Here is a 13,954-nt window from a genome sequence, read left to right as displayed (position 1 = left end):
AACCGGCTGAGGAGCTTTGAATGTCTGCCGCAACCGGAGTGGAGGGGATCATACGCGGAACTCCGGCAAGGGATGAACGCAGCGGTGCTCGCGCGGGCCAGCAGTGAGCAGAGGCACCGCCTGGGCACACGCCGCGTCGGCGCGCGCGCAGCGCGGGGCGAAAGCGCATCCGGCCGGCAGCCGCGCAACACTGGGCGCCATTCCCGGGATCTGCCGAAGCCGCTCGCCACGCCGGTTGCGGCTGGGAACGGAGTCGATCAGACCGGCGGTATAAGGGTGCAACGGACGGGCGAGAACGTCCGACACCGGGCCGGATTCGATGATGCGGCCCGCATACATCACGGCGATCCGGTCGGCGAGCCGCGAGACGACGGCGAGATCATGCGTGATCCAGATCAGCGACGTGTTGTTCTGCGCCACGAGCTTTTGCATCTCGGCGAGAATCTGTGCCTGGATCGTCACATCGAGCGCGGTGGTCGGCTCGTCGGCGATGATGAAGTCCGGCCGGTGCAGCAGCGCAATAGCGATAACGACGCGCTGGCGCATGCCGCCGGAAAACTGATGCGGATAGGCCTGCAGCCGCTCATCCGGACTCGGGATCCCGACCATGCCGAGCGCGTCGCGCGCCCGCGCCCTGGCGTCCATGCGCGAGACGTTTTCATGCGCCTGCACCGCCTCGATCATCTGCGTGTCGATGCGCAGGACCGGGTTCAGCGTCATCATCGGATCCTGGAAGATCATCGCCATGCGGCGCCCGCGCAGCGCTCGCATCTCCTCGCGGCTGGAGCGGGTGATGTCGCGGCCGTCGAAGACGATCTGGCCGCCGACGATCGTGCCTGGCGGATCGACAAGGCCGATGATGGAAAAGCCGGTGACCGATTTGCCGGACCCGCTTTCACCGACGAGACCCAGAACCTCGCCGCGCGCGACGCTGAACGAGACGCCGTCGACGGCTTTTGCTTGTCCGAAATGGGTCCTGAGATCGCGGACTTCGAGCACGGTCGCATTCATTCGCGCCCCCGCGGGTTGAGCACGTCGCGGAGCCGATCACCTACGAGGTTGATCGCAACCACGGTAATCAGCAGCGCCACGCCGGGATAGAAACTGATCCACGTCATGCCGGAGAGCATGTACTGATAGCCGTTGGCGACCAGCAGGCCGAGACTGGGCTCGGTGATCGGCACACCGAGGCCAAGGAAGGACAAGGTCGCCTCCAGCGAGATGGCGCGCGCCACCTGCACCGTCGCGATCACGATCAGCGGCGGCAGGCAGTTGGGCAGAAGATGGACGAACAGGATGCGCCATCGCGGAATGGCGAGCGACTCTGCCGCCTCCATGTATTCCTTGCGCCGCTCCACCAGCGCCGTGCCGCGCGCGGCACGTGCATAAGTCGCCCATTCGACGATCACCAGAGCGAGTACGACGTTGAGGATTCCCTTGCCGAGAAAGGCGAGGATCATCAGTGCAACGAGAATGGAGGGGAAGGAGAGTTGCAGATCGACGATGCGCATGATCGCCGTCTCGGTCCGACCGCCGACATAGGCGGCGAGCAGGCCTAAAGAGGCGCCGAACAGCGCGGCGAAAAGCGCCGAGCTGGCGCCGACGCCGAGCGATATGCGCAGGCCGTAGATGATGCCGGAAAGCATGTCACGACCCTGGTCGTCGGTGCCGAGCCAGAAAATCATGCCCGTCATCGATTGCGAGCCGGGCGGCAGGCGGCTGTCCATGATGTCGAGCTGGTTGAGGTCGTAGGGATTTTGCGGCGCTATAAGCGGCGCGAGCAGCGCCAGCCCGATGATCGCGGTCAGCAGCACGAAACCGGCAATGACGGCAGGCGAGCGGAAGAATGCCCGCACGAGCACTCGAAACGGCGCCTCTTCACCCTTCTCGGCCTCGGTAGGCATCGGTGGCGGCAAGGTGTCGACGCTCATGTCACGGTCCCTCGCCCTGGAGCCGCACCCGCGGGTCGAGTGCCGTATAGGTCAGGTCGACGACGAGATTGATGATGACGAAGAAGGCGACGATCGCCATCAGGTATGCGGTGATGATCGGACGGTCGAGCACGTTGATGCTGTCGATGATCAACTTGCCCATGCCAGGCCAGCTGAACACGCTTTCGGTGACGACCGAGAAGGCGACGATAGAGCCGAATTCCAGGCCGATGATGGTCACCACCGGGATCATGATGTTCTTCGAGACGTGGACGCCGATCACGCGCGTTTCCCTGAGGCCCTTGGCCCGCGCGAACTTGACGAAATCGAGCGGCAGGACTTCGGCGACGCCGGCGCGCGTCAGGCGCAGAATGAGGCAGGCGTCAAACAAGGCGAGGTTCACCGCCGGCAGGATCAGGTGGGCAAGGCCGTCTTTGGTCAGGAACGCCCATTGGACGCCGAACAGTTCGGCGGTCTGGCCGCGCCCGCCGCTCGGCAACCAGCCGAGCTGCACGCCGAAAAACATGATCAGCACTAGCCCGACCCAGAAGGTCGGCAACGAGAAGCCGAGGATGCTGACGGTCATGATGACGCGGCTCAAGATGCCATCCGGCCGCAGTCCGGCATAAAGCCCGAGCGGCACGCCGACGACGATGGCAATGAGGATGGCAGAGACGGCCAGTTCGAGTGTTGCCGGCAGTCGCTGCAGGATCACCCTGATCGCCGGCTCGTTGTAGACGTAGCTCTCGCCAAGGTCGCCATGCAGCGCTGCCCAGAGGAAGCGGAGGTACTGCTGCCAAAGCGGCAGGTCGAGCCCGAGTGCCTGGACGACGCGCGCGCGCTCGATCTGATCGGCGTCGGGCGAGATCAAAATGTCGACGGGGTCGCCGATGACGTTGATCGCGATGAAGACGATAACCATCATGGCGAACATGACCATCACAGCCTGGAGCAGCCGGCGCGCGACGGCTGCGGTCATGGCATCGCTCCGCAGCCTGATTGCCGGAAAGGGTCGCCGGTCGTCTGTGCGCGGCACATCACGCCGGCACCGCCATCGCCATGCCGTCGCGCTGCGGATCGGCGCCGCCGCGGCAAATTCCGTCTTCGATCTGGATGCCGTGGAGGGCGGCAAAAGCGTAACTTTGCCAGGAGCGCTTCACCTCGTAGCCCCGGCCCTCGATTTCTTCAGTGACATAGCGCGGAATGCGATTGGAGACGTCGATTGTGTTCGACACCGCCACGATCCTCGGGGCGGCCACCGCTTCCGACATGCTCATATCGAAATCAATGAGATTCATCAGCCCCTGCGCCATGGACGGCGCGATATAGCTGCCGCCGGGCGCTCCCATGACGATCACCGGCCGGTCGTCCTTGAATACGATTGTGGGAGCCGCAGAGCTGGCCCGCCGCTTGCCGGGAGCCAGCGATCCGGCCCGGCCCGGCCTTGGGTCGAAGCGGCTCATCGTTCCGTTGTACATGAATCCCAGGCCATCGGTGATCGCCCCCGAGGGACTGCCCAGCGTGTGGGTCAAGGCGACGGCATTGCCCTCACGGTCGACCACCGAAATATGGGTCGTGTCGCGCGGCGACCGGTCATCGACGCGCTCGATCCTGGCGCGCAGCCCGGCCTTGATCTCGGCGGCGAGCCCGCTGCAATAGTCGCGGGACAGCAGCCGCGCGACCGGCACGTCGACATAGGCAGGATCGCCGAGATGGCGGTCCTTGTCGATGGTCATGCGCTTCATCGCCTCCGCCAGCAGGACGATGTGCTCGGCACCGTCATGCTCCATGGCTCCGACATCAAAATGCTCGAGGATGTGGAGCAATTGCAGCATGGATATGCCGCTGGCGGGCGGCGGGCTGGTCGCGATATCGTAGCCACGATACTCGCCCCAGAGCGGTTGCGCGGTGGATAGCTCATAGCGCGCCAGATCATCCTTCCCGATAAGGCCGCCGTTGGCGGCCATGTCGGCGGCGATTTCTTCGGCGATCTCGCCCTTGTAGAAAATGTCCGGACCGGCGGCCGCGATGCGCTCGAGCGTTTGGGCGAGGTCGGTGTTGACGACGACGTCGCCTGGCAGCTTGACCGCGCCGTCCGGGCGAAAATAGATGGCGCGCCCCGTGTTGCTGAAGCGCAGCTTGTCAAGGGTCCGCACTTCGCCGGTATCTACGCCGTCCTGGGCCCAGTACCAATGGACATGCGGGCGGACCATAAAGCCGCGCCTCGCCTGCTTGGCGGCGGGTGCGACGACGTCGGCCCATTCAAAAGTGCCGTATCTCGCCAGCGCCTCGGCATAGCCCTTGACACTGCCCGGCGTGCAGACGGCGAGATAGCCGATCTCGCTGATGCCGCCTTCCAGCAGAAAGGCGAAGCCGTCGCGCGACTGGCCGACCAGAAGGTCGCTCCACATTTCAGGCGACGCTTTGAGCGGCGCCCTGGCGTAGAATTCTAGCACCTCGTGCACGCCGCGTCGCGGCATATAGACCTGCATCGAGCCAAAGCCCCCGATGCCGGCCATTTGAGGGTCGACGACGCCTTGCATGAAAGCGCAGGCGATCGCCGCATCGACGGCGTTGCCGCCGCGTTTGAGCACCAGAGCGCCCGCCTCGACCGCCTCCGGCTGCGGCGCAACGATCATTGCATTCATCTTGATGCGTTCCGTCGTTCCTTGAGCGCCTGGGCCAGGAAATCCTTGACCGGATCGAGAACCGCGTCGCGTTCGTGGGCTACCCCGGGCAGCAAATCAAAGCGTACGCGCACACCCGCTTCCTCGAACGATCGACACAACGTCCTGAGGCGCTCCGGCCTCGTTTGTCCTGCATCGTTGGCGCCTGGCATCCAATGGGTGCTGCCCTGGGCGTGCGTGATTTCCCAGGTCTCCAGGTCGGCATCGCCGACGATCATCTGGACAGGCACTTTTGCCAGCGCGGCGGCGTCGAAGGTGATGCCGAACTTCTCCGGCAGGTCGCGAATGCCCACCCACCAGTCCCGCGTGCGATCGAGCAGGGTCACCGATCCCGGTGCGCCGATCGACGCCGCCCATAGCCTGTCGGGATGAAGGATGGCGAAGCGATGGGTGAAATGCCCGCCGCCGGAAAATCCGAACATAGCGAAGCGGGTCCAGTCCTGACGGTATTTCGCGACGACTTCTTCGACTATCGCGAGCAGCACCTGATCGTAGCGGATGTCGCCCTCGATCATGTATTTGTATCCGCTGCGGGCATCGTCGCCGAGAACGCCCATTGGAAACACCGGGCACAAAATGGCGCAGTCGTTCCAGCGTCCGAACTCGGCGAACGCATCACGGAAACCCAGGAACGAGGTGCGGCCGGTACCATGGACGGCCACCAGCAGGTCGACTTGGGTGCCTTCCCCAACCGCGGGCGGTACATACAGGCAATAGTGGAAACGTGGGTCCGATTTGGAAGCAAAGATGGCGGTCGCGCCAAGATCGTATGTAGCGCGACCGCGATCCGCAACAGATCCCGTGGCGATGCTCGTCAAGTCTACACCTCCTCAGACAATCTTGGCGTTCATGGCCAGCGTATACTGGTCGGCCCGCGTCGTGAACTGAAGGTCCTTTCGGGCAGCCACGACGAGAACCTCATGGTGCAGCGGAATCAGGGCGACGTCGTTGAAGACGATGTCGCTGAGCTCCGAGAGCATCATTTCGCGTTTGGTGTCGTCCAGCGTCCGCTTCGCCACAGCCAGTTTGGCATCGAGATCGGGATTGGAGTAGCGGCCCGAATTGGCGATGCCCATACCGGCGTCCGGATTCTGCGTCGCGACCAGAGCTGTCATTGGGTTCGAGGTTTCGCCTGTGTTGACGCCCCAGGAGTCCAGATTGACGCTGAACTCATGGGCATCCGCCTTGTCGGCATAAACCGACCAGGGCATGACCTCGACGCTGACTTCCAGGCCGATGCGAGAGAACATCTGGGCCACGGCCTGCACGATCTTCGAATCGTTGACGATACGATCATTGGGCCCGTGGATCGTCAGGCGGAAGCCATCGGGGTAGCCGGCCTCGGCAAGCAGGGCCGTGGCTTTTGCAGCGTCGAATGGAACGGGTTTGATAGCAGCCGAGGTGCCCGGGGCGCCGGCGGGCAGAAACTGTGAAGCGACAATGGCATTGCCCTGCATCAAGCGCTCGACAATGGCGCTGCGGTCGATCGCCATGGACAGCGCCTGCCGCACACGCAGATCCTTCAGCGGGTTGCGGTCGAGCGGCTTGCCATCCTTGCCGCTGATGAAGGGCGTCACGTCCCTGAACGTGTCCAGCGAGAAGAAGACCACCCGGCTCGATACGCCGCGGATGATGTGAAAGCGCTCGTCTTGTTCGACGCGGGCAACACCCTCGTAGGGCACCTGTTCGACGAGATCGAGATCGCCGGCGAGCAGGTTGGCAAGTCGCGCGCCGGCATCGGTGACGATGCGGAGCTCGACGTCCGGCAAAGCAGGCCTCGGTCCCCAGTAGTTGGGATTGGCGGAAAGCGCGACACCGTTGCCGGAAACATATTCCTTCAGCACATAGGGGCCAGTTCCGATCGCCGCGGTGCCGTTGTTGAACTGATCGCTCGGGGTATCCTTGAACTTGGCGCGGATGATGCGAATGCGACTGAGCGAATTGGGCAGAAGCGGCTCCGGCTGCTTGGTTTCGATGAGAAGCTTGCCGGTTTGGGGCGAGGTGATCGACTTGATGTTGCGCGTGTAGGTCCGGAACGACGCCGTGCTGTCGATGGTGTTGGCCCGGTCGAATGAAACGACGATGTCGTCTACGGTGAGCGGCTCACCGTCGCTGAAGCGCACGTCTGGGCGCAGGTCGAACTCCCAATGGGTGTCGTCGACCGCGCGCCAGGCCGTCGCCAGCCCCGGTCTGGAGATCGACTTTTCGTCGTTGGTGACAAGCGTGTCGTAGATATGGGTGGCAAGCGCGTTGTTCGGCGCATTGCTCTTCAGATGCGGGTCTAGCGTCGTCGGCGGAGCAGCCATGCCGATCCGCAATTGGCCGGTTGCCGCTGCCTGGGCCAGCCCCGTCCAGCTAATGCCTTGCAAGACGGCGGCACCGCCGAGCGCCCATTGCATCAGCGCACGGCGCGATATTGTCCGGTTCATCATTGGTTTTCTCCGTGTCCACTCTGGATAGTTCCATCGGAGGAGTTCTTTTCCGCTGCCGCTTGCCATGATCGAGCCCAGCTTGGGATCCGCTGATGGTGCCGGCCTCCTTCCTGACAGCGAGTGAAACGAAAGCTTCACTATTTGTCAACACAGATAAACCATCGTTTCACTAGACGATACAAATTTTCTCTTTTAACCTCCTGCACGAGACGCTTTGCCGAGGAAGTGAGAAATGACCGATCAAGCAGATACCCGGTACACGGTCGATTCCGTCGATCGCGCGATCAGTTTGTTGCAGACAGTGGCCGGCGAGGCAGATCTTGGCGTTTCCGAAATCGCGCGGCGTTCCGGCGACAGCAAGGCGCGCGCTTTCCGGCTTTTGCAGACGCTGGTGCGGCGCGGCTTGCTGGCGCGATCATCGGATGGAAAAGGCTATCGCCTCGGCCTCGCTGCATTGATGCTGGGCCACGCCGCCAGCGAACAGATGGACCTGATCCGCATAGCAAACCCTGTTCTGGAAGAACTCGGTCAGAAGATCGGCGAAACCACCCAGTTGCGGATCCGCGATGACCAGGAAAGCCTTTGCGTCGCCAAATGGGAGCCGAAGCGGGACCTTCGCGTCAATGCGATTGTCGGCCGGCGGCGTCCGCTACATGCCGGTTCGAGCAAGGCGTTCCTGGCCCATATGGGTGATGAGGAGCGCGAGGCCATTCTTTCCGGCTCGTTGAAGCGCTTCACCAAGAAAACGGTGACCGATCCTCGGCTTCTTAGGGGCGGGCTCGAGCAAATCCGCAAGGCGAAGTTTTTCGTCAGTCGCGGCGAGATCAACGACGATCTGATTTCGATCACCGCACCGGTGTTCGTGGCGCCGGGTAAGATAATCGCGGCGCTGAACATCGCTGCCCCGGAAAACCGGGTGCCGGAAGAGCGTATAAGCGAACTGGGCGACATGGTGGCCCGGGCCGCCCATCGTATTTCCGCCGCCCTTGGCTTCCGCTCGCCGGCTGCCAATGACATAGCGAGTTGAACTGGTGCCAAGCATCACACTGCCTCGGCAGATTGCGACGAGGGGTGTATCTCCGGAACGGTGAAAACCGACACCTCGCCCTTGAAGCCTTGCAGTTCAAACACGCCCGCCTGGACAACCGGCATCGACGCTCCCTCCGCAAATCCGGGACCAAGCACCAGAGGGATGCTCAGCTTTTTGGTCGTTGACTCGAGCCGTGCCGCCCGGTTCACCGGCGAGCCAATCGCGGTGTAATCGAAGCGCCGTTCGGAGCCGAAATTCCCTACGGAGCAGACGCCAGTCTCGATGGCGACGCCGATTTCGATGGAGGGATGCCCGCGCGCGACGAAACCGGCATTTTCGCGCTTCACCCGTTCGATCAGGGCAAGCCCCGCCTCGAGCGCGCGCTCGCGATGATCTGGCTGATCAAGCGGCGCGTTCCAGAAGGCTAGCACGGCATCGCCCATGAACTTGTCGATCGTCCCGTCGCGCTTGAGTATCTCATCGGTCGCAAGGCCGAGAAAGTGATTGACCACCTTTCCGATTTCCTGGGCACCGAGTTGTTCGCTCATCGTCGTGAAGCCGCGTATGTCACTCAGCAGGATTGTGATCTCGCGCTTCTCGCCGGACAGGATCGCTTCGGTGTCCGAATTTGCGAGGCGCTGCACCACGGAGGGCGACAGATATTGGGAAAACTGCCGTGCCAGGGTGGACCGGCGCTGCTCGCTGCGCCTGTAGAGGGCATAGCCTTCGAAGCCAGCTACGAGGATCGTCGCAAGCGCCGGCTGCAGTGGGTCATAGAGCTTACCCTGCAGGCTGTATTCGAGAGCGCCGAACGCGAAGGGCGTGGCAGCCAGGAGCGCCAGAGCGAGGGCGCCAAGCATGACACGCTGGGCGAGCACTCCGGAAAGCCCGATGAAAACGATGCCACTGAGGACCAACCACAGCCGCTCCAGCGTACGCGCTTGCGTTGGCTCTACAAGATGGCGCCCGGCAAGGATCTGGCCGATTGCATCAGCGTGGATGTCCACGCCTGGTCGCGCCGGACGCGCCGGGGTGGGCAGATACTGCGTCAATCCCACGGCTGACAGATCAACAATGGCGATCGCGTTCCGCAGCAGCGGATCGCCGCGACCCGAAAGGATATTACTGGCAGATATGCGCGGCGTATTGGTGTCGGTTTCCCAGAGGCGGATGCTGCCCTGCGGCTCAAGTGGCACAATGGTCCCGGCGATCCTGAGCGCGTCAAACCCGGCGACATTCATCCGGGCTACGTAGCCGTTCTCTCCGGCGTAGAGGCGCAGGAGTTCGAGCGCGAACGACGGCCAGAGCTGCACGCCTTGAGCCGTATTTCGGAGCCAGAGCAGCGGCACATGGCGTAGTACGCCGTCGGGATCGGGCAAAGTGCGAATTACGCCGAGGCCTGCAGCGGCGCTCGAGAAATCAGGAAGGGAGCCTGTCAGACCGGTGAAGCCAGGAAGCGTCTCGGGTACCTGCCCGACGATCGACCAGCCGGCTTTGGGCTCTGCGTCTGAAACCGTCACCTCGTTGCCCAGGCTGACGGCGAGCGCCGTTCGATTTTTCGCCAGTGCGCTGGCGAGGCGCTTGTCTCCGGCGATGCCATCAGGAGAGATATCAGCCTCGGGCAGCACCAGCGCAAGCCCGATCACCGCGGCACCGGACTCGGCGACACCATCGACCAGATCGGCCAAAAGGCCACGGTTCCAAGGCCATCGCCCGTATGCCTTAAGGCTCGCGTCGTCTATCGAGACTATGACAATAGGATTGCTCGTCGCCTCGCGCGGGGCGAGGAACTGGTAGAAGTCATACGTACGCTCGCGCAGGCGCGATAGCGGCCCGTCGAAAGCAAAATGGCAAGCGAGCAGCAAGAGTACGACCGCAAGACCCGGAATCTTGCGCCGGGCAGCCCGCCGCCAATCAGCCAAGGGGCTCATGCCGGTCGGCCGGGCCTACCGGCAGTCGGGAAAGCAGTCATCATGCTCATCATCCACCCCGCTGCCCGCTGGTGGCGTTGGGCTGTCAGGGAACTCCATGGCCACACCGGGCAATGCGCCGTCGGTGGACTTGCAGGCTTTGAGCGAATTGCCGAGTGCTGACGCACAAATCGCGCTTACGTCCAGCCCCGGACCCGGTTCGCCTGGCAGGCCGGTGCCGGCTATCCGCTCGATGCTGTCCAATATCGGGAAGGCGTCGATACCGCCGTAGCCGGTCAGCAGTTTGTCATTGTCCGACGTGCAGGCGTGGCCCGGGTTTGTGATCACGAGCTTGCGACCATTCATCATGCAGGTCATGCGGCCGGCGCGCAGTATGCCGACGGTCTGACCAGCTATCACAAGCACTTCAATGATGCCGCCTCTGGCTCCGAGCACCATGTGTGGCGTCGCAACTTGCATGTCGCCGCCCTTCGAAACCTGACCGCCGTAGAAACGGGCCAGGCCGCTGTTCATCCTGATGTCGATCTTTCCTGATCGGGACCCCGGATTGTAGACGAATTCATCGATCGTCAGGCTGGTGTTCGGACCAATCTTGGCGCTCGACTCGTCCCGAAACACGAGCATTCCGAGACCTGTGATATTGCTGCGCAGCTGGTCGCCGAGTTCGACGCCAGCGCCGACGTTCATCGCCTCGCCGTCATTGCGGATGATGTCGGTCTGGTAGGCCGTCATGGACCCGACCGTTTCAGCGACAGATGGTGCCGCAAAGGCAAGGCAGGCGATACAAGTGGCTATCTGACGATACAGGGTCCTCATCGCGGCCTCTTTCAGTTGAGCGTCAACGTGTAGCTCACGAGCAATTCGAATGAATTTCGGTCGCCGCTGGCGATCTCGAAGTCGGTTTCGCGATAGGCGAGGTCGACACTGACCTTCTGCCATTCAGTGAGCTGAAAATCGCTTTCCGAGGCAACGCGCCAGAAGTCGCTCTCTATGTTCGTGCCGATGCCGAAGGACAAGTCGGGAGTGTCGCTGTGGCCGGCCGAGACGGCGACCTGATGAGACCATACGAACAGGTCCGGTACTTCCATCAGCACGCCGCCGTAGCGGACCTCTCCCATATAGCTGCGGCCGATTTCGCCAGCTCCGGAGGCGAAATCAGTCGAGCCGACCAGGCGCAGTCCGAGCGCCTGGCCATTGCGGAAGCGGTAGCTGCCGCCTGCCTCATAGAAGACCCGGCTATCGGCGAAGATGCCTTTCGAGCCGCTTAGATCGATGTAGCCTGCACCTGCAAAAAGCGTCGTCTCGACGGTGGGGCGCACGAGGAAGCGCCCACTTAGACCGACGCCGGTCTCGTGGATATCGCTGTCGAAGCGATCTGTAACAGCGAACGCGGAAAGCAGCAGCCGTAGCGAATCGATCCCGCTGTTGGGCAGTCCCTTGTCCAAGGTAATCGCCGCGTCGCCGTGGATAAAAGTCTCCTCATCTCCGGGAACCGAGAGGTCTTCTGTGAAAAAGCGCTCTGTCGCTGCCAGCGAGCCCGAGAGGACAAGCGCGTCAGAACTTGGCGTGCCGAGGTCCCATCGGACAAAACCTTCCGCCCGCCCATAGGGCGAGACCAAGGTGCGGTCGTCTTCGGCCCCGCCCGGCTCAAAAACGGTGGATGCGCTGAACATGCCGCCAGTCAGAGCGATTTCCCAGGTGACGCCACGTAACGCGCGCTCGATGCGGGCGAGCAGGCGAACGGCTTCCTGCTGCTCATCCGCGGACAGGTCCCCGACCTCGAGGCCGTACTGCGCCTGCCGCCGGGCCAATTCATAGGAGCCGACATGATAATACAACCGGCTGGCCGAGAGCCGGGCGCGCGCATCGCGAGGATGTTTGATGAGATACTGCTCGATCGACGAGATCGCCTGATCGTACTGCCCTGCGTTGACGGCAACTGTGACGAATTGAGCTAGCGCTCCGTTGTCGGTCGGATTGGCAATGCGGGCCGAAAACGCATCGTCATAGGCCGGATAGAGACCTTGTGCGCCGGCCGGCAATATGCCGGTACAAAGCAGCGCCGCGGCGAAGCCGAGGATCATTGAAAACGAGGAATGCATGCCGAGAACCCACCCCAACCCGACTAGTGCAGCGGATCTAGCACGCCTGCACGAAAAAAAGCGACAGAACTGTCAGGAAACCTCCGAGTCTTCAGCAGCTGTTGCAGCGGCGCAACAAACTATCGCGTTCATTCGCATTTCGCCTACGCTGGTCGGTCAAACATCTTCTCAGCGTTGCTTGGCTTCCAGCAAGTATTCTCTACAAACGGCAACTAATCCAAATCATACTCAGCGGTGGATTGCGCAGCCGACAAGATCAATATTGTTTGCGCGATTCTCCACGTATCTGGTCGCCGCACGACGCATCAGCGTCACATGGAGCTCATCCGAAGGTCTTCCGCCGCGTTGCGCAAGCGCTCGGAGAGCTGGCGGGCGATGCTTCTCAGGACGGCCTGCGCGATGTGCGGCTTAGCCTTTGTTATCTTGTTGAACGCCGACGAGGTCACTTCATAGGCAACAACGTCCTCGTCCGCGATCACGTCCGTCGAGCGCGCCTACAGCACGAGCATGGTGGCCAGTCCCAGCATCAGGCCCATGCCTACAATATCGGTCACCGTCGTGAGGAAGATCGCGGAAGCCACGGCCGGATCGGCGCCGACCCGCCGCAGGCCCAACGGGATCAGCACGCCGGAGATCCCGGACATGAGGCACGATCCGGACATGGCAAGCAGGATCACAAGCGCCAGCATGGGGGCCTGGGATGCCGACTCCGGCTGCCGTGAAGCGTAGAACCACATGGCCGCAGCCGCCACCAGACCGACGAGCAAGCCGTTGGCGATCCCGAGCGCTCCCTCCCTCAGCACCAAGTGCAGCTTCGGTCGTTTGTCCACATCCCCTAAGGCGAGGCCACGCAGCGTAATAGCCAGCGCCTGACAGCCGGTGTTTCCGCTCTGTCCGGCCAACACCGGGAGGAACGCCGCCAACGCGACGATCTTCTCGATCGTGCCTGTGAACGAGCCGACCACGAAAGCGGCTATGAAGGCCGTCAGCAGGTTGAGCTGCAGCCACGGATGACGTTTCAAGAAGGCTGAAAACAGCGGAGTGAAAGAACGCTCCTCCTTCTGGACACCCACCATCTGGCCAGGCTGGGCAGAAATCTCGATGATTTGCTGCTCGAACAGCCGCCAGCCGCGAACCTGCCCGAGCAGCCGGTTCTCCGCGTCCACCACGGGATAGACAGGGTAGTGACGGCGTACCGCCGCCTTGCAGGCTTCGCTCAAAGGCATATCGACGTGAAGGGCGAACGGACTTGCCAGCATAATTTGATCCACCGTCGCGTCGGCCTCGCTCAGCATCAGATCGCGCAAGACCACTAGGCCAACCAGTCTATCGCCCTCGTCCGTGATATAGAGGTAAGTCAACTCGGTCGGCACCTGCGCGCGCCTGACGGCCTCGACCGCGGCGGCTACCGTGGTCCCGACAGCAACGCTGGCGGGGATCGGATCCATCAGCTCAACGATGGCCTCGGGGATCGCGAGATCCTTGCCGTCGGTATGAGATTTGATGGGCCTCCTTTGCGAGGGAAAATGCTCCGCCACCTTCCGGGCGTGCTTATCCGGTAACAACTTTAGTGCGTCGCGGATGAACTCGGGAGACTCTCGGGCTAGCAATTCAGCCGCGTCGTCAGGGGCTCGAGCACGCAGCGTGCGCACCAACTTCTGAATGTCGTTCTCTTCCCTCATCTGTTCCCCCAAACTCTAATGTTGCGCCTCTGAGCTTATAGACGGAACCGGTTCGCTCTGCCCAGGCGCACGGTGGCCTAAGCGCCTCGATCCGGAATCTTCGCCTTCGCAGGGCGCCGAGTAGACCGACCCAGACAAATCCGAGCCATTGCGTGGGTG

At 62.5% G+C, this 13,954-nt stretch carries 12 protein-coding genes; 1 reads left to right on the top strand and 11 read right to left on the bottom strand.

The annotated features are described in order from the left end of the window. Positions 1-48: 48 nt before the first annotated feature. The 6 genes from X738_RS63405 to X738_RS63380 are packed head-to-tail and all read right to left on the bottom strand — an operon-like array spanning position 49 to position 7,050. Positions 49-1,011 (bottom strand): ABC transporter ATP-binding protein, encoded by a 963-nt coding sequence (locus tag X738_RS63405; RefSeq protein ID WP_023800420.1) that lies wholly within the window; start codon positions 1,009-1,011, stop codon positions 49-51. Then, positions 1,008-1,931 carry an ABC transporter permease gene (locus tag X738_RS63400; protein WP_023800419.1) on the bottom strand — a complete coding sequence of 308 codons (924 nt, stop codon included), beginning with the start codon at positions 1,929-1,931 and terminating at the stop codon, positions 1,008-1,010. Before X738_RS63400 ends, X738_RS63405 begins: the two co-directional genes overlap by 4 nt. Before the next feature lies 1 nt (position 1,932). Next, positions 1,933-2,910: an ABC transporter permease gene (locus tag X738_RS63395; protein ID WP_023800418.1), complete on the bottom strand. Its 978-nt coding sequence runs from the start codon at positions 2,908-2,910 to the stop codon at positions 1,933-1,935. Positions 2,911-2,968: 58 nt separating this feature from the next. After that, a complete protein-coding gene (gene ggt / locus X738_RS63390) occupies positions 2,969-4,579 on the bottom strand; it encodes a gamma-glutamyltransferase (protein ID WP_023800417.1) in 1,611 nt (536 codons plus the stop codon). Continuing rightward, complete coding sequence (locus tag X738_RS63385) at positions 4,576-5,436, bottom strand: hydrolase (protein ID WP_023800416.1); 861 nt, start codon at positions 5,434-5,436, stop codon at positions 4,576-4,578. The genes ggt and X738_RS63385 overlap by 4 nt, the downstream gene beginning before the upstream one ends. 12 nt (positions 5,437-5,448) lie before the next feature. Beyond that, positions 5,449-7,050, bottom strand: coding sequence for an ABC transporter substrate-binding protein (locus tag X738_RS63380; protein ID WP_023800415.1), 1,602 nt, complete (start codon positions 7,048-7,050; stop codon positions 5,449-5,451). Between the two features lie 232 nt (positions 7,051-7,282). On the opposite strand from X738_RS63380, the gene X738_RS63375 reads away from it, so the two are divergent. Further along, on the top strand, positions 7,283-8,077 hold the full coding sequence (locus X738_RS63375; protein WP_023800414.1) for an IclR family transcriptional regulator: 795 nt from the start codon (positions 7,283-7,285) through the stop codon (positions 8,075-8,077). Between the two features lie 14 nt (positions 8,078-8,091). Here X738_RS63375 and X738_RS63370 read toward each other — a convergent pair whose 3' ends face one another. The 5 genes from X738_RS63370 to X738_RS63355 form a co-directional block, all read right to left on the bottom strand. Continuing rightward, positions 8,092-10,002: a CHASE2 domain-containing protein gene (locus X738_RS63370; protein ID WP_198032839.1), complete on the bottom strand. Its 1,911-nt coding sequence runs from the start codon at positions 10,000-10,002 to the stop codon at positions 8,092-8,094. A gap of 24 nt (positions 10,003-10,026) precedes the next feature. Continuing rightward, the gene (locus X738_RS63365; RefSeq protein WP_023800412.1) at positions 10,027-10,743 is read right to left on the bottom strand and encodes a FecR domain-containing protein; all 717 of its coding nucleotides are present in this window, start codon (positions 10,741-10,743) and stop codon (positions 10,027-10,029) included. Positions 10,744-10,838: 95 nt separating this feature from the next. Further along, a complete protein-coding gene (locus X738_RS84900; RefSeq protein ID WP_023800411.1) occupies positions 10,839-12,113 on the bottom strand; it encodes a tetratricopeptide repeat protein in 1,275 nt (424 codons plus the stop codon). A gap of 311 nt (positions 12,114-12,424) precedes the next feature. Continuing rightward, a complete protein-coding gene (locus X738_RS84895; protein WP_023800410.1) occupies positions 12,425-12,592 on the bottom strand; it encodes a hypothetical protein in 168 nt (55 codons plus the stop codon). A gap of 15 nt (positions 12,593-12,607) precedes the next feature. Continuing rightward, the gene (locus X738_RS63355; RefSeq protein ID WP_023800409.1) at positions 12,608-13,795 is read right to left on the bottom strand and encodes a magnesium transporter; all 1,188 of its coding nucleotides are present in this window, start codon (positions 13,793-13,795) and stop codon (positions 12,608-12,610) included. Between the last annotated feature and the right edge of the window lie 159 nt (positions 13,796-13,954).

The organism is Mesorhizobium sp. L48C026A00 (assembly GCF_000502375.1).
GTDB classification, from domain to species: domain Bacteria; phylum Pseudomonadota; class Alphaproteobacteria; order Rhizobiales; family Rhizobiaceae; genus Mesorhizobium; species Mesorhizobium muleiense.
Note: the sequence above shows the minus strand (reverse complement) of the source record. Positions and strands in the feature narration are given on the sequence as shown.

Coding starts and splice junctions, on each gene's coding strand:
- X738_RS63365 (WP_023800412.1), bottom strand. CDS start 10,743: ATGACGGCCTACCAGACCGACATCATCCGCAATGACGGCGAGGCGATG.
- X738_RS63400 (WP_023800419.1), bottom strand. CDS start 1,931: ATGAGCGTCGACACCTTGCCGCCACCGATGCCTACCGAGGCCGAGAAG.
- ggt (WP_023800417.1), bottom strand. CDS start 4,579: ATGAATGCAATGATCGTTGCGCCGCAGCCGGAGGCGGTCGAGGCGGGC.
- X738_RS63380 (WP_023800415.1), bottom strand. CDS start 7,050: ATGATGAACCGGACAATATCGCGCCGTGCGCTGATGCAATGGGCGCTC.
- X738_RS84900 (WP_023800411.1), bottom strand. CDS start 12,113: ATGCATTCCTCGTTTTCAATGATCCTCGGCTTCGCCGCGGCGCTGCTT.
- X738_RS63375 (WP_023800414.1), top strand. CDS start 7,283: ATGACCGATCAAGCAGATACCCGGTACACGGTCGATTCCGTCGATCGC.
- X738_RS63355 (WP_023800409.1), bottom strand. CDS start 13,795: ATGAGGGAAGAGAACGACATTCAGAAGTTGGTGCGCACGCTGCGTGCT.
- X738_RS63405 (WP_023800420.1), bottom strand. CDS start 1,011: ATGAATGCGACCGTGCTCGAAGTCCGCGATCTCAGGACCCATTTCGGA.
- X738_RS63395 (WP_023800418.1), bottom strand. CDS start 2,910: ATGACCGCAGCCGTCGCGCGCCGGCTGCTCCAGGCTGTGATGGTCATG.